Annotated in this window: 17 protein-coding genes; 8 read left to right on the forward strand and 9 right to left on the reverse strand. The window is 69.0% G+C overall.

All coding sequences use genetic code 11. The features are described from left to right. Positions 1 to 25: 25 nt before the first annotated feature. Positions 26 to 1,570 carry a PspC domain-containing protein gene (locus AC0662_RS13995; RefSeq protein WP_452204673.1) on the forward strand — a complete coding sequence of 515 codons (1,545 nt, stop codon included), beginning with the start codon at positions 26 to 28 and terminating at the stop codon, positions 1,568 to 1,570. Then, positions 1,567 to 2,208: a response regulator gene (locus tag AC0662_RS14000; protein ID WP_452204672.1), complete on the forward strand. Its 642-nt coding sequence runs from the start codon at positions 1,567 to 1,569 to the stop codon at positions 2,206 to 2,208. The genes AC0662_RS13995 and AC0662_RS14000 overlap by 4 nt, the downstream gene beginning before the upstream one ends. A gap of 54 nt (positions 2,209 to 2,262) precedes the next feature. On the opposite strand, the gene AC0662_RS14005 is transcribed toward AC0662_RS14000, so the two are convergent. Next, the gene (locus AC0662_RS14005) at positions 2,263 to 5,145 is read right to left on the reverse strand and encodes a S8 family serine peptidase (protein ID WP_478300770.1); all 2,883 of its coding nucleotides are present in this window, start codon (positions 5,143 to 5,145) and stop codon (positions 2,263 to 2,265) included. Positions 5,146 to 5,270: 125 nt separating this feature from the next. After that, positions 5,271 to 5,513, reverse strand: a complete 243-nt coding sequence (gene rpsR / locus AC0662_RS14010; protein WP_452204670.1) for a 30S ribosomal protein S18 — start codon at positions 5,511 to 5,513, stop codon at positions 5,271 to 5,273. Positions 5,514 to 5,649: 136 nt separating this feature from the next. Between rpsR and AC0662_RS14015 the strand changes: the two genes are divergently transcribed. Beyond that, positions 5,650 to 6,972: a C1 family peptidase gene (locus AC0662_RS14015; RefSeq protein ID WP_452204669.1), complete on the forward strand. Its 1,323-nt coding sequence runs from the start codon at positions 5,650 to 5,652 to the stop codon at positions 6,970 to 6,972. Positions 6,973 to 7,079: 107 nt separating this feature from the next. On the opposite strand, the gene AC0662_RS14020 is transcribed toward AC0662_RS14015, so the two are convergent. The 3 genes from AC0662_RS14020 to AC0662_RS14030 form a co-directional block, all read right to left on the reverse strand. Then, on the reverse strand, positions 7,080 to 7,865 hold the full coding sequence (locus AC0662_RS14020; RefSeq protein ID WP_452204668.1) for a type 1 glutamine amidotransferase: 786 nt from the start codon (positions 7,863 to 7,865) through the stop codon (positions 7,080 to 7,082). Beyond that, positions 7,862 to 9,214, reverse strand: coding sequence for a DUF1727 domain-containing protein (locus AC0662_RS14025; protein WP_478300773.1), 1,353 nt, complete (start codon positions 9,212 to 9,214; stop codon positions 7,862 to 7,864). Before AC0662_RS14025 ends, AC0662_RS14020 begins: the two co-directional genes overlap by 4 nt. An 83-nt stretch (positions 9,215 to 9,297) precedes the next feature. After that, entirely contained in the window at positions 9,298 to 10,032 is a 735-nt protein-coding gene (locus tag AC0662_RS14030) for an alpha/beta fold hydrolase (RefSeq protein ID WP_478300774.1), read from the reverse strand. A gap of 63 nt (positions 10,033 to 10,095) precedes the next feature. Between AC0662_RS14030 and AC0662_RS14035 the strand changes: the two genes are divergently transcribed. Then, a complete protein-coding gene (locus tag AC0662_RS14035) occupies positions 10,096 to 11,046 on the forward strand; it encodes a DUF1152 domain-containing protein (protein WP_452204665.1) in 951 nt (316 codons plus the stop codon). On the opposite strand, the gene AC0662_RS14040 is transcribed toward AC0662_RS14035, so the two are convergent. After that, a complete protein-coding gene (locus tag AC0662_RS14040) occupies positions 11,043 to 11,771 on the reverse strand; it encodes a PIG-L deacetylase family protein (RefSeq protein ID WP_478300777.1) in 729 nt (242 codons plus the stop codon). The genes AC0662_RS14035 and AC0662_RS14040 overlap by 4 nt on opposite strands. Positions 11,772 to 11,814: 43 nt before the next feature. On the opposite strand from AC0662_RS14040, the gene AC0662_RS14045 reads away from it, so the two are divergent. Beyond that, positions 11,815 to 12,903 (forward strand): serine hydrolase domain-containing protein, encoded by a 1,089-nt coding sequence (locus AC0662_RS14045; protein WP_478300779.1) that lies wholly within the window; start codon positions 11,815 to 11,817, stop codon positions 12,901 to 12,903. A 91-nt stretch (positions 12,904 to 12,994) separates the two neighbouring features. Here AC0662_RS14045 and AC0662_RS14050 read toward each other — a convergent pair whose 3' ends face one another. The 3 genes from AC0662_RS14050 to AC0662_RS14060 all read right to left on the reverse strand — a co-directional run bounded on the left by AC0662_RS14050 (position 12,995) and on the right by AC0662_RS14060 (position 14,637). Then, positions 12,995 to 13,606 carry a ClpP family protease gene (locus AC0662_RS14050; RefSeq protein ID WP_478300781.1) on the reverse strand — a complete coding sequence of 204 codons (612 nt, stop codon included), beginning with the start codon at positions 13,604 to 13,606 and terminating at the stop codon, positions 12,995 to 12,997. Further along, positions 13,603 to 14,199 (reverse strand): ClpP family protease, encoded by a 597-nt coding sequence (locus AC0662_RS14055; RefSeq protein WP_452204661.1) that lies wholly within the window; start codon positions 14,197 to 14,199, stop codon positions 13,603 to 13,605. Before AC0662_RS14055 ends, AC0662_RS14050 begins: the two co-directional genes overlap by 4 nt. Positions 14,200 to 14,277: 78 nt before the next feature. Next, a complete protein-coding gene (locus AC0662_RS14060) occupies positions 14,278 to 14,637 on the reverse strand; it encodes a hypothetical protein (protein WP_478300783.1) in 360 nt (119 codons plus the stop codon). Positions 14,638 to 14,679: 42 nt separating this feature from the next. Between AC0662_RS14060 and AC0662_RS14065 the strand changes: the two genes are divergently transcribed. Genes AC0662_RS14065 through pcrA form a run of 3 tightly spaced genes read left to right on the forward strand, consistent with a single transcriptional unit; the run spans position 14,680 to position 18,731 of the window. Beyond that, a complete protein-coding gene (locus AC0662_RS14065; protein ID WP_478300785.1) occupies positions 14,680 to 15,771 on the forward strand; it encodes an acyltransferase family protein in 1,092 nt (363 codons plus the stop codon). Positions 15,772 to 15,784: 13 nt separating this feature from the next. Continuing rightward, on the forward strand, positions 15,785 to 16,366 hold the full coding sequence (locus AC0662_RS14070; protein ID WP_478300787.1) for a TetR/AcrR family transcriptional regulator: 582 nt from the start codon (positions 15,785 to 15,787) through the stop codon (positions 16,364 to 16,366). A gap of 46 nt (positions 16,367 to 16,412) precedes the next feature. Further along, entirely contained in the window at positions 16,413 to 18,731 is a 2,319-nt protein-coding gene (pcrA, locus tag AC0662_RS14075) for a DNA helicase PcrA (protein ID WP_478300789.1), read from the forward strand. Positions 18,732 to 18,750: the final 19 nt, after the last annotated feature.

Raw genomic sequence — 18,750 nt, forward strand, 5'->3', positions numbered from 1 at the left:
CGGTCCACATGTGACGATCGTGGTGATGAGCCAGCCAGCAGCCGCGCCGACGGGCGGATCCTCGACGAACGAGGACCGACCCGAGTCGACGCCTGCGCAGAACCAGTGGCGGTACAAGGGCTGGGGCCCGAAGGGACCAGGCCAGTACCAAGGCCCGTACGCCGCCTACGCCGCGCGGATGGGTCAGCAGCAGCACGGCGCCCCAGGTGGGCCGCCCACCGGTCCGGGCCAGCCGGGGCCGGGACCGCAGGCACCGGGACAGCAGGGGCCTGGGCAGCCTGCTCCGCCGCCGCGACCGGCGTCCGACCCGCCGCGCCGGGCGTACCGGCGTACCGAGGGACGGGTGATCGCCGGTGTGGCCGGTGGTGTCGCGGACCACCTCGGCGTGTCCGACACCGTCGTGCGGTTGGTCCTGATCGCGACCACGGTGTTCGGCGGATTCGGCGTACTGATCTATGCGGCGCTGTGGTTCCTGATGCCGTTGGCGCCGGAGACGGTGCCGAACGCGCCCGGCCTGGCCGCGCACACCCGCAGCGGGCTGCGCTCGGACGAGCCGCCGGCGCCGGTGACCGAGGCGAAGCAGCGGAAGCGGGAGAAGAGCCGCGGCCAGCTGCCGGCGTTGGTGGCGATCGGCATCGGTGTGTTGCTGCTGCTCCAGGTCGCCGGGTTCGGCGTCGCCGGCAAGCTGTTCTGGCCGCTGGTGTTCGCCGCGGCCGGTCTGGCGCTGATCTGGCGGCAGGCGGACGAGAACCAGAAGGACAAGTGGGCGCAGGACATCCGGGTCCCGATCCTCGGGCTGGTGCTCGGCAAGGGCGGCTGGAAGTCGCTGGTCCGGATCGCCGTCGGGCTGATCCTGATCGGTACGGCGGTCACCCTGTTCCTGGTCCAGAACGGCCGGCTCTCGATGGTCGGCGACGTACTGATCGCGCTGCTGCTCGCGGTGGTCGGGATCGGCGTCATCGCCGGGCCCTGGGTGCACCGGCTGACCCGCGACCTGAACGCCGAGCGCGCCGAACGGGTCCGCTCGCAGGAGCGCGCCGACATGGCCGCGCACCTGCACGACTCGGTGCTGCAGACGCTCGCGCTGATCCAGAAGCAGTCCGACGACCCGAAGGCGGTCGCCCGGCTGGCGCGCTCCCAGGAACGTGAACTGCGGTCCTGGCTGTACGACGAGGACGACAACGCGGACCAGACACTGGCCAGCGCCGCGAAGCGGGCCGCCGCCGAGGTCGAGGACTCGCACGGCGTACCGATCGAGGTGATCACGGTCGGTGACTGTGACCTCACCGAGCCGCTGTCGTCGATGGTCCGGGCCGCCCGGGAGTCGATGGTGAACGCCGCCAAGCACTCCGGCGCTGCGAAGATCGACGTGTTCGTCGAGGTGGACGGGGACCGTGTGGAGATGTTCGTCCGGGACCGCGGCAAGGGGTTCGTCGTCGACGAGGTCCCGGACGATCGGCTCGGCTTGCGGCACAGTGTGATGGGCAGGATGGAACGGCACGGCGGCCGCGCGACGGTGCGGTCCGATCCGGAGACAGGGACCGAAGTGCGACTGGAGATGGACAGATGAGCAGCAGGCGGGTTGTCGTCGTCGACGATCACGATATGTTCCGGGCCGGGGTACGCAGCGAGATCGGCGCCTCGGTCGACATCGTCGGGGAGGGTTCCGACGTCGACACCGCGGTGAAGGCGATCGTCGGCACCGAGCCCGACGTCGTTCTCCTCGACGTGCACCTGCCCGGCGGCGGTGGCACCGAGGTGATGAAGCAGGTCCACCAGCGGCACCCGGACATCAAGTTCCTGGCGCTGTCGGTGTCGGACGCAGCCGAGGACGTGATCGGCGTGATCCGGGCCGGCGCCCGCGGGTACGTCACCAAGAACATCTCCGGCGCCGAGCTGGTGGACGCGATCAACCGGGTCGCCGACGGTGACGCCGTGTTCTCGCCGCGGCTGGCCGGGTTCGTGCTGGACGCGTTCTCGGGCGCCATCGACATCGCGTCGGTGGACGAGGACCTCGATCGGCTGTCGCAGCGCGAGCGCGAGGTACTGCGCCTGATCGCCCGCGGCTACGCCTACAAAGAGGTCGCCCGCGAGCTCTTCATCTCGGTGAAGACCGTCGAGACCCACGTCTCCTCGGTCCTGCGCAAACTCCAGCTCTCGAACCGCCACGAACTCACCCGCTGGGCAACAGACCGCCGCTTGGTCTGACTACAGCACACGAGAACGCCCCGGCCGCTCGACGGCCGGGGCGTTCTGCTGTGATCAGCTGATCGTGACGATCTTGTTCGCGGAGTACGCCGGGGCGTGGTCCGCGTCACCCGGGAAGAAGACCCGGTACGCGATCTGGCCGCGGACGGCGGGCTTGATGCCGAACGCGTACTTGCCCGAGGTGCTGAGCTTCACCGAGGCGATCGACTTCCAGACCTTGTTCCCGTACTGCTGCAGGTACACGGGCTGACCGGCGTGCGCAGGAGCGACGTACCCGCTCAACGCGGTCGCCTGCCCGAGCCGGATCGACGCCGGCGCCAGCGTGGCCGAGAGCGTCGGCGCCACCTGCACGGTGATGTCGGCGCTCCGGGTGCCCATCAGGTCCGCGTTGCCGGGGAACGTCAGCATGTACACCGACGACACCAGGGGCTTGTGCGCCACCGCGAGGGTCCCGGTCGACGACGTCTTCAACGCCGCCAGCAGGGCGAACTTCGTGGAGTTCTTCGGCCGCACGTAGACGTTGACCGGCAGACCGGCGTACACCTTGTTGTCGATCCGCAGGGTGCTGCCCTTGATCGTGATCGAGCCGCCGTAGTTGACCAGCGTCGAGGTCGTGCTGATCCCGGACTTCATCCCGAGCAACTGGGTCACCGAGGCCGGGCCGACCCGCCCTTCACGGTCCTTGATCCAGGCCGCGAAGGTGTACGTCGTTCCTTGCGCCAGCCCGGTCGCCTTGACCGAGGACGCCGTACCGGCGTAGACGAGCGTGCCGGTGTCCAGGGCCGGCGCCTTGGTCCCGGCGGCGACCCGGACCACAACCTGCCCGAAGTCGGTCATCTCCGGCAGCGTCCAGTTCAGGGTCGCGGCGAGGTACGCGCCGCTCGCGTCGAACGCCTTCAGCTGGCTCGGGTACCAGTCGATCGTGCTGAAACTGGTCAGCACCGGAGCCAGCGCAGTCCCGTCCGCCTCGTGCACGCCGGAGACCGAGACCTTGTACGGCGCGTTGTCGACGAGCTGTGCCGCCGGCGTGATCGTCGCCTTCAGCGTCGCGGCGTCGTAGCTGACCGTGGCGGGGATCGTCGCCAGGGTCTTGCCGTTCAGCAGTTTCACCGTGCTGCCGTCGACCGTGGTCGCGTCGACGGGTCGTGCGAAGGTCACCGACGGCTTCGACGTCAGCGCGGCGTCGTCGGACAGGTCACCGGGGAGGACGTCGCGGACCGGGTACGCCTCGCCGGTCGTCGTCGCGCCCGCGCTGACCAGTGAGATGTTCAAGCCGTAGGAGCGATCCACGCGGGAACCGTTGTAGTTGCGGACCTGGATGTACGAGACCCCGGAATCGATGGGGACATCGAGGGTTGCTGTCAGCGGAGCGTTCGTGGACCAGTCCGCCGGGTAGGGGTTCTGGGCGAACCCGATGCGGTGCAGGTCCTTGTCGTAGACCGTCACCACCGGAGCGAAGTTCTGCGGGAGGTCCGCTGTGTAGGCGGGACCCGAGACGGTGACCCGCATCGTGCGGGCGCCCGTCGGGTGCACGAAGTACCAATCGACCTCGCCCTCGGTGTTCGTCACGCCGCCGGTGCTCAGACCGAACCCGATCGGCAGGTCGCCGAGGTTGCGGGCGCGAGCCGGCTCGTCGTCGGCTGCCTTGAGCGGAGGCCCCGGGAAGTCCGCGGCCCAGCTGCCGCCGAGTGCGGCGTACGCGTCGAGGACGCCGGCGCCGTAGTACGGGTCGGTGCCGCGCGGGCCCGCGTCGCGGGCCACGGTCTCGAGTCGCGCCGCCACCTGGGTGGGCGTGAGGGTCGGCCACTTGTTCTTCATCAAGGCGGCGACACCCGCGACGATCGGCGCGGAGCAGGAGGTGCCGGTGCAGAGCCAGTACGGGTCGTAACCGGGCTCGGTCAGGCTGCGCGCGCCGGTGCTGACGATGTCCCAGCCGGGCGCCGCGATATCGACCCAGTCGCCGAACGAGCTGAAGTCGGTCAGCCGGCCGGTGGCGTCGGTCGCCGCGACCGCGATCACCTCGGGGTACGACGCCGGGAACTGTACCGCGTCGCTGCCGTCGTTCCCGGCCGCGACGACGACCACAGCGCCCTTGGCAACGGCGTACTTCACGGCGTCGTGGAGGACCTGGTCGTCGCCCGGTCCGCCGAGCGACAGGTTGATCACACTGGCGCCGTGGTCGGCCGCCCAGGTGATCCCGTTGGCGACGTCGGCGTCGTACCCCTCGCCGTTCGCGTCGAGGACCTTGACCGGCATCGCCTTCGCGGACCAGCCGACCCCGGCCACGCCGGCGCCGTTGTTGGCCGACGCCGCGATGATGCCCAGCGTCATCGTGCCGTGACCGTTGTCGTCGTTCGGAGCGGTCGTCGGCGCGAGCACGTTGTAGCCGGCGACCAGATGGCCGGCGAGGTCCGGGTGACCCGCGTCGACACCGGTGTCGACGACCGCGATCACCTGGTTGCCGGTCGACTTCGACACGTCCCACGCCTGCGGCATGCGGACGGTGTTCAGGTACGACGCCTGGCCGACACCGCCGCTGACCGGGTAATAGGTGTCGTTCGGGACCGCCGTGGTGTGGCGCTTGTAGTTCAGTGAGGCCAGCTCGACGGCAGGGTCGGCCTTGGCCTTCTTCAGAAGCTCCGGCGCGGACAGCGTGCCGCTGAGCCTGACGATGCTCGAGGTGACCGGTTGCTTCGCGGTGGCACCGAGCTTCGAGACCGCGGCCCGGCGGGCGGACGCGGTGGCCTTGCTCTTGAACTTCACCAGCACGGAGTTCGGCTCGAACTCGGGCTTCGCGTCGTGGTGCGCGCTGACCGCCGGGCGGTACGGGCGCAGTTCGGCGGCCGACCCGGACGAACCGGTGACGACGATCACGCCGGCGGCGACCAGGGCCGCGGGCACGACCAGGCGCAGCAGATGAGTAGGACGGGACAGCACAGGGACCCCCAGAGCGCCGCGAGCGGCGGATCGCCGAACCCGCTGCCGTGGTTCGGGCGCTGTCCGGTGGGTCGCGAGCGCGACCCGAGTTCTAGATCGGAGAAGTCCCTGGCGTCGTTACACGGTCAGCGGTTCGCGGAAGTGTAGGGGAGCAGGGCCATCTCGCGGGCGTTCTTGATCGCGCGGGCGACCTGTTTCTGCTGCTGGACGGACAGGCCGGTGACGCGGCGGGAGCGGATCTTGCCGCGGTCGGAGATGAACCTGCGCAGCAGCGCGGTGTCCTTGTAGTCGATGTAGGTGATGCCGTCGCGGTCCAGCGGGTTCTGCTTCGGCTTGCGCTTACCGGTCGGGGCCGGGCGTCGGGCCATGGCGCCGCTCCTTTGTTGAATGTCGTTTTCAACTAGCGTAGCGCAAGTGGTCACGGGTGGCGCGTTTCGGCCAGGGCATGGATTCGCCACTCCGATCCGGCCGTCCGGGCTTGGTGGCTGTTATACCGTCGACATCATGGAGCGGAATCTCACTGCCGATCAGCTGGCGCTCTTCGAGAAGGAGTTCGCGTCGAACCCGCAGTACCGGGTGATGCAGAACGCCGTCACGCAGACCCCGGTCAACAGCATCGCCCTGGATCGCCAGGTCGTCACGTCGATGGACCATTCGGTGTCCCATCTGCTGGACGACTGGAAGGTGACCAACCAGAAGAAGAGTGGGCGGTGCTGGCTGTTCGCCGGGCTGAACCTGCTCCGCGTCGGTGCGGCCGAGAAGCTGGGTGTCAAGGACTTCGAGTTCTCCCAGAACTACCTGCTGTTCTGGGACAAGTTCGAGCGGTCGAACTTCTTCCTCGAGGCGATCATCGACACCGCGGACCGGGACGCCGACGACCGCACGGTCGCGCACCTGCTGTCCGACCCGATCGGTGACGGCGGCCAGTGGAACATGTTCGTCGCGCTGGTGCAGAAGCACGGTCTGGTGCCGAAGTCGGCGATGCCGGAGACCGAGAGCTCGTCCGCGACCGCGCAGCTGAACGACGCCCTCCGCAAGCTGCTCCGCCAGGGTGCGCGCGACCTGCGGGCGCTCGACGGCGACGAGACCCGCCGCGACCGCAAGCGCGAGATCCTGACCACCGTGCACCGGGTGCTGAGCATCCACCTCGGCACGCCGCCGCAGAAGTTCCTGTGGCAGTGGAAGGACAGCGACAAGGGCTTCCACCGCGACGGCTGGACCACTCCGACCGAGTTCGCGGCGGCGTACGTGCAGCTGCCGGTCGACGAGTACGTCTGCCTGGTGCACGACCCGCGCTCGACCAGCCCGGTCGGCAAGACCTTCACCGTGGACTTCCTCGGCAACATCGTGGACGCCCCGCCGGTGGTGTACCTGAACGTCGAGATCGACCTGATCAAGAAGCTCACCCAGGACGCGATCGTCGGCGGCGAGCCGGTCTGGTTCGGCTGCGACGTCGGCAAGCAGATGAACGCCGACCTCGGCTTCTGGGACGCCAAGCTGTACGACTACAGCGCGATCTACGACACCGAGTTCACGCTGGACAAGGCCGAGCGCCTGGTGCACCACGAGACCCTGATGACGCACGCGATGCTGTTCACCGGCGTCGACGTGGTCGACGGCGAGCCGCGCCGCTGGCGGGTCGAGAACAGCTGGGGCGACGAGAAGGCCGACAGCGGCTTCTGGACCATGAACGACTCGTGGTTCGGCGAGCACGTCTTCGAGGTCGCCGTACGGCGCTCCGCGCTGCCGGCCGAGCTCCAGGCGCGCCTCGACGACGAGCCGATCGTCCTCCCCGCGTGGGACCCGATGGGCGCCCTCGCCGACTGACATCACTCCGTACACCAAGGACCCTGGCCCCCTGCGGGCCGGGGTCCTTCTACGTTGAGAGCCCGATTTCAGGGCCCGATTTCAGAGCCCGGTTTCAGAGGCCGGTTTCAGAGGCCGCGGAGGGCGGCGCCGAGACGGTGCAGGCGTCGGCGGCGCGGGCGGATGCTGAGGGTGCGGCCTTGCGGGCGGGCGGCAGCGACGGTCGCGGCGCGCGCCGCCAGGTCGTCGTCGAGCGGCTCGAGTACGTCGACGGCGTACCGGCGCCGGACGGCCTGGAGCAGCAGGTGGTCGGCGAGTGCGGGATTCTTCGGCAGCACCGGCCCGTGCAGGTAGGTGCCGATCGTGTTGCCGGTCACCGCGCCCTCGTCACCGGTCCGGCCGTTGTTGCCGAAGCCCTGCCGCACTGTGCCGAGCGGCTGCTGGCCGGGATCGAGGACGGTCCGGCCGGAGTGGTTCTCGAAACCGACCAACTGCCCGAACCGGCTGTCCACGACGATGTTGCCGATCATCCGCTGCCGCCGGACGGTGGTGGTCGCGCCGAAGATCCCGAGGCCCGGGTACCGCCGGCCGTCGGCGTCGACGAATTCCCGCCCGAACAGCTGGTAGCTGCCACAGATCAACAGCATCGGGACCCCAGCGGCGGAAATTCTGCGCAATTCGCTGCCGCGCTCCAGCAAATCGTCGGCCAGTGCCGATTGACCGGAATTCTGCCCGCCGCCACCGAAGAGCAGGTCGACCGCGCAGAAGTCGAAAGGAATACCCGGTTCCACGGCCGTCACCTCGGTCCGGAATCCGCGCCATTCCAGCCGTTTCCGCAACGTGATGACATTCCCCAGGTCGCCGTACACGTTCAGGTCCCGGGGATACAGATGGGCGATCCGCAGGGGTTTCATGCCGCGGCCCGCCGGCCGAGCGTGCGGCGGATCTGCAGCATCGCGGTGTACGTCGGCAGCACGAACGCGTCGCCGCCGGGTGGCAGGCCGGACAGCAACCGGGCGAGTCCGTCCTCGAGGCTGCGCGCCACCGTCGCCTCCGTCCCGGCGTAGTGCAGTCGCAGCGCGATCTCCGCGGCCCGCGTGCCGGCCACGACGACCTCCGGCCGGGTCGGCGCCAGCGCCTCGAGGGCGACGTCCCACAGCCACGACACGTCCCGTCCGTCGGCCGGCAGGTCGTTGACGGCGATCAGCACCCGGAGCGGTGCCCGCCCGACCAGGAAGGTGTCCAGCACCTGCGCGAACCCGGTCGGGTTCTTGATCAGCAGCAGCCACAACGTCCGGCCGTCGATCTCCGTCTTCTCGACGCGCCCGAACGCGGCCTCGGTGGTCCGCACTGCCTGCGCGCTCAACGCCGGCGCGAGGCCCAGCCCTGTCGTCAGGCCGACGGCCGCCAGGGCGTTGTAGAGGTTGTACGTGCCGGACAGGCCGTACCGCATCCGCTGCGGTACGCCGTGCGCGGACAGGGAGAACGTGGTGCCGTCCAGGTCCGCCTGCTCGACCCCAGTGACCGCGACGTCCGGCGTGGGCCGGTCGAAGTCGCCGTTCGGGCAGCGGTAGTGGCCGAGATGGCTGTAGAAGACCTGGCTGAACACCAGCCGTGCGCCACAGCGCGGGCAACGATCCGAGTCGGCCGCGGACATCGAACCGGCCGAGCGGATCGGGAGGTGCTCGATGCCGAAGTAGCTGACCAGGTCCGGTGCTGCCGCGGCGTCGGCGAGACTCGCGACGCGGGCGTCGTCGGCGTTCAGGTACAGCCGTGCGTTGGTGGCCGCGATGCCTTCTGCCAGCAGCTCGGCGGTCGTGTCGACCTCGCCGTACCGGTCGAGCTGGTCGCGGAACAGGTTCAGTACGACGATGTGCCGCGGCCGCAGCTCCGGTACGACGAGGCGCAGGCTGGCCTCGTCGACCTCGAAGACGCCGATCGTCGCGCCGGTGCGACCGCGCAGGTCGGCCGCCGTGACCAGGGCCGAAACGATCCCGCTGCGCAGGTTCGCGCCGCTGGCATTGGTGAGCACGGTCTCGCCGCCGAGCCGCAGCGCGGCGACGATCAGCTTGGTGGTCGTGGTCTTTCCGTTGGTCCCGGTCACCAGAATGCTGCCGTGCGGTAATTCAGCCGCCAATTTCCCGGCCAAATCCGGAGCGATCTTCCCGGCGATCGCACCAGGGATCACCTGGCCGCCGCGGCCGAGCCGACGGCTGAGGCCGGCGGCGGTCCGGGCGACAGCGATCGCGGCCTTTTCTCGCATAGGAAAAGTCTAGATCCGCCGGTCAACAGAAACTCAGCGTCCGCTCAGCTCAGGAAATGCTCAGGAAAAGGCTCAGGGAATGCTCAGCGAATCAGTGATAATGACTCGGCGGGGCGTTCCAGGGTGGGCAGGTGGCCGGCCCACGGGAGGTGGATGCGGTCCGCGTTCGGCAGGCGTTCGGCCAGGTAGTCCGCGGAGTCGGTGAAGAACTTGAAGTCGTGGGCGCCGGTGATCAGGCGGACCGGCATCGTCATCTTCTCCGGTTCGACCGGGTACTCCTCGTTGTCCACGTCGTCACCCGCGGCGAGCTGTATGTCGTACGCGCGCTTCTGCATCACCCGCAGCAGTTCCCGGGCCTCGTCGTCGGCGTCCGGCCCGATCCAGCGCCGTACCGTCAGATCCGTCGCGCCGTCGACGTCGCCCGCCTCCAGCAGCTTGTTCTCTGCGCCCCACAACGCCCGCAGCTCGTCGTCCGGCTCCACGTTGTCGGTCGGCGCACACAGCAACACCAGCCGCCCGAACCGCGCCGGCTCCCGACTCGCCATCTGCTGCACCACATACCCGCCGTACGACGCTCCGACCGCGGTCACCGCCGACGCACCGACCTCGTCGAGCACCGCGAGCACGTCACCGGCATCGGAGTACTTCGCTCCCGCCTCCAACGGCGTCTCGCCGTACCCCCGCAAATCCACCGTGATCACCCGATGGTCCACAGCCAGTGCGTTCACCTCGCGCTCCCACATCCGCGAGTCAGCAACCCCCGCATGCACCAGCAAAACATCCGGGCCCACCCCGGCAACCCCAAAAGAAATCGTCATGCGTGAACCCTCACCCCAATCACCCCCACCCGCAAAACATTAACCAGCAGATAGCCTGCGCAGGTGTTCACGCTTTCCGAACCACCCGTGTTCACCCGGTTACGTGACGCCCGGCGGGTCCTCGTCGCCGGTGCGGGTGGCGGCTTCGACGTGTACGCCGGAGTACCCCTCGCGCTCGCCTTGGTTGCGCAGGGGAAAGAGGTTGAGTTCGCGAACCTGTCGTTCGCCGAGCTCGGTGAAGTGCAGGAGTGGCTGACGCCGGGTGTGGCAGTGGTTCGGCCGGACAGCCGCGGTCGTCCGGAGTACTTCCCGGAGCGGGTGTTGTCGCGTTGGCTCGAGTCGAAGGACCTTTCGTCGACGGTGTACGCGTTCCCGCGGACGGGCGTCGCGCCGCTGCGCGCGGCGTACGAAGCTCTGGTCGGGCATCTCGGGATCGACGCGGTCGTGCTGGTCGACGGTGGCACCGACATCCTGATGCGCGGAGACGAAGCCGGTCTGGGTACGCCGGAGGAGGACATGGCGAGCCTCGGCGCGTTGTCCCGGATCTCCGGGATCGAGCGGCTCGTCGTCTGCCTCGGCTTCGGGATCGATGCGTACCACGGCGTCAACCACGTGGATGTGCTCGAGAATCTCGCCGCGCTGAGCCGGACCGGTGACTACCTGGGCGCGGTGTCGATCCCACCGGCGTCGGCCGAGGCAGCGGCGTACCTGGACCTCGTCGACTACGCGCAGCTCGTGACGCCCGTCAGGCCGAGCATCGTCAACGGCCAGATCGCCGCCGCGCTGCGTGGTGACTTCGGCGACGTCCAGTTCACCGCCCGGACGGCAGGTGGTGAGCTCCTCGTGAATCCCCTGATGGCCCTGTACTTCGCGGTCGACCTCGACGGCCTCGCACGTTCAGTCGGCTACCTGGACGAGCTCGAAGGAACCGAGCATCCTGCGCAGATCTCGCGGGTGATCGAGAGGCATCGCGAAGGGACGAGATTGCGCCCGCGCCGGGTGTTTCCGCACTAGGGGAGGCGGATGACGGTGAAGGCTTCGGCTTGGTGGTTTGGGGGGAAGCCGGCGGTTTGGGCGAGGCGGGTGGAGTTGGTGCGGATGTGAGTGCGGAGGGCTTCGGGGTTGCGGTGCTGGCTGGTGTGGGACATCAGGGCGGACATCTTCTGGTCGAAGGTGTCGGTGATGTCGACGTAGTGGTTGCGTTCGGGGTGTTCCATCATCCAGAGCTCGCCCACGTCCCACGCTTCCTCGTCGAGGTCGGGATACGCGTAGGGGTTGCCGGCCGCGGGGTAGAAGGCGCGGACGGTGGCTTCGGCGGCGGCGAGGTGGTCGGGGTGGGAGACCGGGAGGCGTGCCCACCAGCGTTCGGGGGACTGGCTGAGCAAGCGTTGCGGGCGGACCTTGCGGATCACCTGGCTGATGTCGCGGACCAGCTGTGGTGTCGGCTCGACCTCGCCGTCGGAGTAGCCGAGGAAGTGCAGGTCGTGGACGCCGACGTGCTGCGCGGCGGTGGTCTGTTCGGCCCGGCGTACGGCGGGGATCTCGGCGCGATCGCGGTCGGGTTCGAAACCACCGGCCTGGCCGTCGGTGACGATGCAGTAGTGCACCTCGATGCCGGCCTTGGTCCACAGGGCGACCGAGCCGGCGCCGCCGAAGTCGATGTCGTCCGGGTGCGCGACCACCGCCAGGATCCGCTCGATCTCGCTGTCCGGTCGGGGATTCGCCTCAGGCACGGTCACCCGACGACCCTAGCCGCTTGCCTCGGCGTGCACAGTGGAAAACATGGAGTTCGGTGGTGTGTGCGACCCGCGCGAGGCCGGGCTCGACCCCGACCGGCTGGGGGAAGCGGTCGGGCTGATCGAGGCCCGGGGGCTGGTCGCGCAGCTGTGTGTCGTGCGGCACGGGCGCATCGTCGTGGACCGTTCGTTCGGCTGTGCACCGAACGCGTTGTTCTGGCTCTTCTCCGCGAGCAAGCCGTACCTCGCCGTAGCGATCCACCAGCTCGTCGAGGCCCGCCGGTTGCACCTCGACGACGCGATCGCGGCGTACTGGCCGGAGTTCGCCCACAACGGCAAGCGGGAGATCACGGTTCGCGAGGTGCTGCGGCACCGCTCCGGGTTGTCCAACGCCGGGTCGTACGTCGGCGAGGTCCGCGCCATGACCGACTGGAACCGTTCCTTGCACCGGATCGCGGAGGCCAAGCCCCGCTGGCCGCTCGGCACCGTCGCCTACAGCCCACTGGCCTTCGGCTTCATCCTCGGCGAGGTCGCCAATCGTTGCAGCGGCACCCCGATCGACGAGCTGGTACGCCGTTCCGTCATTGCACCGCTCGGCGTCCACGACACGTACCTCGGCCTGCCCGGCGAGCTCTGGGGCCGGCACGTCCCGATCCACGCGACCGGTCCGATCGGGCCGTTCATCCAGTCCGTCGTGAACCGGCGCAGTACCCGGGAGGCCGTCGTACCGGCGGCCGGCATCTCGACGACCGCGCGGGACCTCGCGGCGCTCTATCAAGCGTTGCTGAACGGCGGGACGGCGCCGCGGGGACAGTTGCTGCGGCCGGAGACGCTCGCTGTCGCGGTCGAGCCGTCCAGCGAGGGCGAGATGGACCGGACTGCTCGAGCTCCGATCCGCTGGTCGCAAGGGTTCCAGCTCGGCGGACCGCGCTGGGTGGAAGGCGCGGTGTCGTCGCTCGGATCGTTGAGCAGCCCGCGGGCGTTCGGCCACAACGGCAGCAACTGCTGCATCGGCTGGGCCGACCCGGACCGGCAGATCGCCTACGCGTACCTGACCAACCGCGTCGGCCGGCCGAACACCGACCAACTGCACCACGCCGCCGTCGCCGACAAGGTCCTCGAAGCGGCGAGCTAGGTATCTGCAGGCCATCACAATCGCCGGATCGCGCCGCGGCCCCGCGTGGGCGGCCGCCTTTCGAGCGATTGTGATGGCCTGGCGGTCCGGGTCACACCAGGGCGGAGGCGAGCGGGACGCGTTCGTTGATCACGTGGTCGACGATGCCGTACTCCTTGGCGCCGTCCGCGGTCAGTACGTGGTCGCGGTCGGTGTCGTGGCGGAGCTGCTCGATCGTCTGCCCGGTGTGCTTCGCGAGGATCGTCTCGACCTGGCTCCGGACCCGCACCACCTCGTCGGCCTGCAGGATCAGGTCCGGGATCGTGCCCTGACCGCGGCCGGCGGGCTGGTGCAGGACGACCCGCGCGTGCGGCAGTACGGCGCGACGTCCCGCCGTACCGCCGGCCAGCAGGATCGCGCCGGCGGAGATCGCCTGGCCGACGCAGAAGGTCGCGACCGGGGACTGGATGTACTGCATGGTGTCGTAGATCGCGAGCATCGCGGTCATGTCGCCGCCCTCGCAGTTGATGTACAGGTTGATCTCCTGCTCGGGTTTGTCGACCTCGAGGTGCAGGAGCTGGGCGATCAGCGCGTTCGCGACGCCGGCGTCGATCGCCGTACCCAGGTAGATGATCCGCTCGCTGAGCAGGTGCGAATAGACGTCCATGATCCGCTCACCGCGCGGATGCTGGGCGATGACGTTGGGGATCGTGTACGAGCTCATGCGGCAGCCTTCTTTCGGGGCATGACCTGGTCGAAGGACTCGACGATGTGGTCGATGAAGCCGTAGTCGCGGGCCTGGTCGGCGGTGTACCAGTGGTCGTGCAGCGAGTCCTCGTGCACAGTGTCGAACGGCTGGCCGGTGTCCTCGGCGATCAGCCCGAGCACGGTGTCGCGGATGTGCCGCAGGTCGTTCGCCTGGATCTCGATCTCGACGGCGGACCCGCCGATCCCGGCCGAGCCCTGGTGCATCAGCACCCGCGCGTGCCGCAGTGCGTAGCGTTTGCCCGGCGTCCCGGCCGACAGCAGGAACTGCCCGGCGCTGCAGGCCAGCCCGATCGCCAGCGTCGACACGTCGCACGGCACGGTCTGCATCACGTCGCGGATCGCGAGCATCGACGGCACCGAGCCGCCGGGCGAGTGGATCCAGAACGCGATGTCGGTGTCCGGGTCCTCGGCCGCCAGCGTCAGGATCTGCGTGACCAGCAGGGTCCCGAGGTCGTCGTCGAGGGCTCGGTCGAGTACGACGATCCGCTGCGCCAGCAACCGTTGCCGGGCGGTCTCGTTGAACAGCGGCGGTTTGATGTCTTCTGCCATGCCATCCACCTTGACCGCGCCGGTCGCGCCGTCCCAGCTTTTCTGCTGACGGCAAGTCTGCCCAGAGCAAACCTGCCCTTAGAGGGCTTTCGCGAGCCGGTCGTCGAAGCCGGACGGGACCGTGTGACCGAGGCCCGGGATCCGCTCGATCGTGCAACCGAGTGCGGTGAGCTGCTCGCCCAGATCATCCACGACCTCGAGCAGGTCGTCGTCGGCCCCGATCCAGATAGTTGCTGGCGACAACGGATCCGGCAGTTCCGCGAGCCCGCGCGCGATGTCTGCTGCGGCCTGCTCGGGGTCGGGCCAGGTCCTGTAGTTGGGCGACATTCGTCGGGACGACTGCACGCAGACCAACGCGTACCCGCGGTCCAGCACTCCTTCCCAGTCCGCCCGTGCCCGCGCCACCGTCTGCCCGGCGCCGTGCAGCGCAACCACCACGCCAACCGCCTCATCAGAGCACTCTAAGCTATGATGCTGTCCATGTGGACAGTAAAAAGTCCAGTCGGACAGCGACTGCAGTACCTCGACCGCCTGAAGCTCGCGCTGGTGGTGCTCGTGGTGCTGCACCACGCCGCCCAGCCGTACGGCCCGCCCGACTGGTGGTACGTGCATGGGACCGCCCGCTGGGAGCCGCTCGAACGGTTCACGGTCGTGAACGGCTCCTTCTTCATGGCCCTGTTCTTCGCGATCTCGGCGTACCTGCTGCCCCCGTCGTACGAACGCAAGGGCGCCCGCCGTTTCCTGCACGACCGGTTCCGCCGGATCGGCGCACCGTTCGTGTTCGGAGTCCTCGTGGTCGTCCCGGCGCTGATGTTCCTGCACCACCACACGTACGGCGATTTCCCCGAGTTCTCGTTCGCCCACCTGTGGTTCCTCCAGCACCTCCTGGTCTACGCGATCCTGTACGCCGTTTGGCGCCTCGCGATCCACCGCCGCCCGGTCGCCCAAGAGCCGCGCGCCCTGACCGGCCGAGCGATCGCAGCCTTCACGCTGCTCATCGGCCTGGGCACGTACGCGATCCGGATCAAGTGGCCCGTCGACACCTGGATCGGGATCCTCGAGTTCATCCAGGCCGAACCGTCCGACCTGATCCAGTACGGCGGTCTGTTCGTCGCCGGACTGCTCGCGTACAGGTACTACTGGCTGACCGGGATCACGCGGCGGGTCGGATACACCTGCCTCGCAATCGGCGCCGCGCTCGCGGTCGCGCACCTCGCGGCGCTGCCCGCACTGTCCCGGTTCTATGCGCCGGGCGGCGCGACCTTTCCGTCGTTCACCTGGTCGATGGTCGAGAGCACGATGTGCGTGACCTTGTGCGTCGGCCTCGTGGTGCTGTTCCGCGAGTACGCCGGCCGCCCGAACGCCGTCCTGGCCCGTTGGGGTGCGGCGTCGTTCACCGTGTATATCGTGCATGTGCCGGTGGTCGTCGTACTGCAGTTGCTCGTCCGCGATCTCGCGGCGGCACCGCCGGCGAAGTTCCTGCTGGTCGGTGCGGTCGCACTGCCGGTCAGTTTCGTACTCGCGGCCGGGTTGCGCCGCGTCCCCTACCTGCGCGCCTGGGTCGGGGCCTGACGACGGAGGCACGATGACCGACGCACGATCCTCGGACCTGACGGCGCGGGCGCGGTTGCGGCTCGCGGCGCTGAAGCTGTTCGCCGAGCACGGGTTCGAGGCGACGTCGACGCGGGCGATCGCGACCGAGGCCGGCGTGTCGCATGCGCTGCTGCGGCACCACTACGGCTCGAAGGACGGCCTGCGGTCGGCCGTCGACGAGGACGTGCTGAACACGTTCGACGAGGGTCTGGCGAAACTCGACGCGAGCGACCTCGCCGCGCTCGGCCAGGTGACGGCGCAACTGTTCGGGGCGGACGAACTGCGGAGGAACTACCTGCGCCGGGTCCTGCTCGAGGGCGGTCCGGCCGGGATCGCCGTATTCCACGGGCTGCTCGACGGGGCGCGCCGGCACCTCGGCGCGTTGCGGACCGTCCCGCTGGACGAGGCCGACGCGCGCTGGGCGCCGTACCAGGCCCTGTTCCTGATCCTCGGGCCGATGCTGCTGGAGCCGGTGATGGCGCCGACCCTGGACACGCCGGTCTTCGCGGCCGGTCCGCTGGCCGAACGCAGCGCCGCCAACCAGCGATTCATCACCAAGGGCCTGCTCGACTGACCGCGTTTTCGGTAACTGTCGGCGGGAGCGCCTAAGGTGTTTGGTGATGACTACGCTGTTCTCGCCTGACGAGCTCCCGGTGCCACTCGAAGAGCCGAAGAAGTCCCGGACCGATCCGGACTCGCTGCTCGAGGGGCTGAATCCGCAGCAGCGCGCGGCCGTGGTGCACGCCGGCAAGCCGCTGCTGGTGGTCGCCGGTGCGGGCTCGGGCAAGACCCGGGTGCTGACCCGCCGGATCGCCTACCTGCTGGCGGCCCGGGACGCGCATCCCGGGTCGATCCTGGCGATCACGTTCACCAACAAGGCCGCCGCGGAGATGCGCGAGCGGGTGGTGGACCTGGTCGGCCCGCGGGCGAAGCTGATGTGGGTCTCGACGTTCCACTCCTCCTGTGTGCGGATCCTCCGCCGCGACATCAAGCGGTTCGGGATCAACTCGACGTTCTCGATCTACGACGACACCGACTCGCGCCGGCTGATGACGCTGGTCTGCCGCGAGCTCGACCTGGACGTCAAGCGGTACAACCCGCGCGCCGTACTGAACTGGATCAGCACCCAGAAGAACGAGCTGATCGACCACGAGACGTCCGCGGCGAAGGCGGAGAACCACCTCGAGCAGACGTACGCCGAGTGCTACAAGATCTACCAGGAGCGGCTCGCGCAGGCGAACGCACTGGACTTCGACGACCTGCTGATGACCACGGTCAACCTGCTGCAAGCCTTCCCCGAGGTCCGTGAGTACTACCGGCGTCGTTTCCGCCACGTGCTCGTCGACGAGTACCAGGACACCAACCACGCGCAGTACACGCTGATCCGTGAGCTCTGCGGTGAGGACCCGGCAGACTACAACGGTCCGACCGCGCCGCCGGCCGAGCTGATGGTCGTGGGTGACTCCGACCAGTCGATCTACGCGTTCCGCGGCGCCACGATCCGGAACATTCTCGCCTTCGAGGAGGACTTCACCGGCGCCGAGACGATCCTGCTGGAGCAGAACTACCGCTCCACCCAGACGATCCTGACCGCGGCGAACGCGGTGATCTCCCGCAACGAGGGCCGGATGGCGAAGAACCTCTGGTCCGACCAGGGCCAGGGCGAGCAGATCGCGGTGTATGTCGCCGACAACGAGCACGACGAGGCGCAGTTCGTCGCCGACGAGATCGACCGGTTGTCCGACGCCGACGGGGTGAAACCGTCCGACGTCGCGGTGTTCTACCGCACCAACGCGCAGTCCCGGGTGTTCGAAGAAGTCTTCATCCGCACCGGCCATCCGTACAAGGTGGTCGGTGGCGTCCGGTTCTACGAGCGCAAGGAGGTCCGCGACGCGCTCGCGTACCTGCGGGTGCTGGTGAACCCGGAGGACACCGTCTCGCTGCGCCGGATCATGAACGAGCCGAAGCGTGGGATCGGCGATCGTGCCGAGGCGGCGATCGAGTCGCTGGCGGCCCGGGACCGGATCTCGTTCGCGGCCGCGATGCGCCGCGCCCAGGACGCGCCGGCGATGGCGTCGCGCTCGGTGAACGCCGTCCAGGCCTTCGTGGACATCCTCGACGAGCTGACCGCGATGGTCGACTCGGGCGCGCCGCCGGACGACATCCTCGACGTCGCACTGCACCGCTCGGGGTACTACGAGGCGCTGCAGAAGTCCCCGGATCCGCAGGACGAGACTCGCCTGGAGAACCTGGACGAGTTCATCTCGGTCGCCCGCGAGTTCGTCGAGGAGCGGACGCAGGCCGGCGAGCCCGCCGACCTGCAGGCGTTCCTCGAGCGGGTCGCGCTGGTCGCCGACGCCGACCAGATCCCGGACGCCGCCGACGACGGTGGTGTGGTCACGCTGATGACACTGCACACCGCGAAGGGCCTGGAGTTCCCGGTGGTCTTCCTGACCGGCATGGAGGACGGGGTCTTCCCGCACTCCCGCTCGCTCACCGACCTCAAGGAGCTCGAGGAGGAGCGCCGGCTCGCGTACGTCGGGATCACCCGCGCCCGCCAGCGGCTGTCGATCTCCCGCGCCGCGGTGCGATCGGCGTACGGCGCTCCGCAGCACAACCCGCCGTCGCGGTTCCTGGAGGAGATCCCGGCCGAACTGCTCGACTGGCGGCGGGACGAGTCCGCGATCACCCGCTGGTCCGGCACCGGGACAACCCGCGGCAGCGGCATCCCGAGCAGGTACGAGCCGACCCGCAAGTCGGCCTCCGACAAGCCCGTGATCAGCCTGAACCCGGGGGACCGGGTGGTGCACGACAGCTTCGGGATGGGCACCGTCGTGGTGGTCCGCGGCGAGGGTCAACAGGCCCAGGCGGACATCGATTTCGGGTCGGAAGGCGTCAAGCGACTCCTCCTGCGCTACGCGCCGGTGGAGAAGATCTGAGTCAACTTCTTGGACTGAT

The organism is Kribbella sp. NPDC043289, assembly GCF_056436705.1.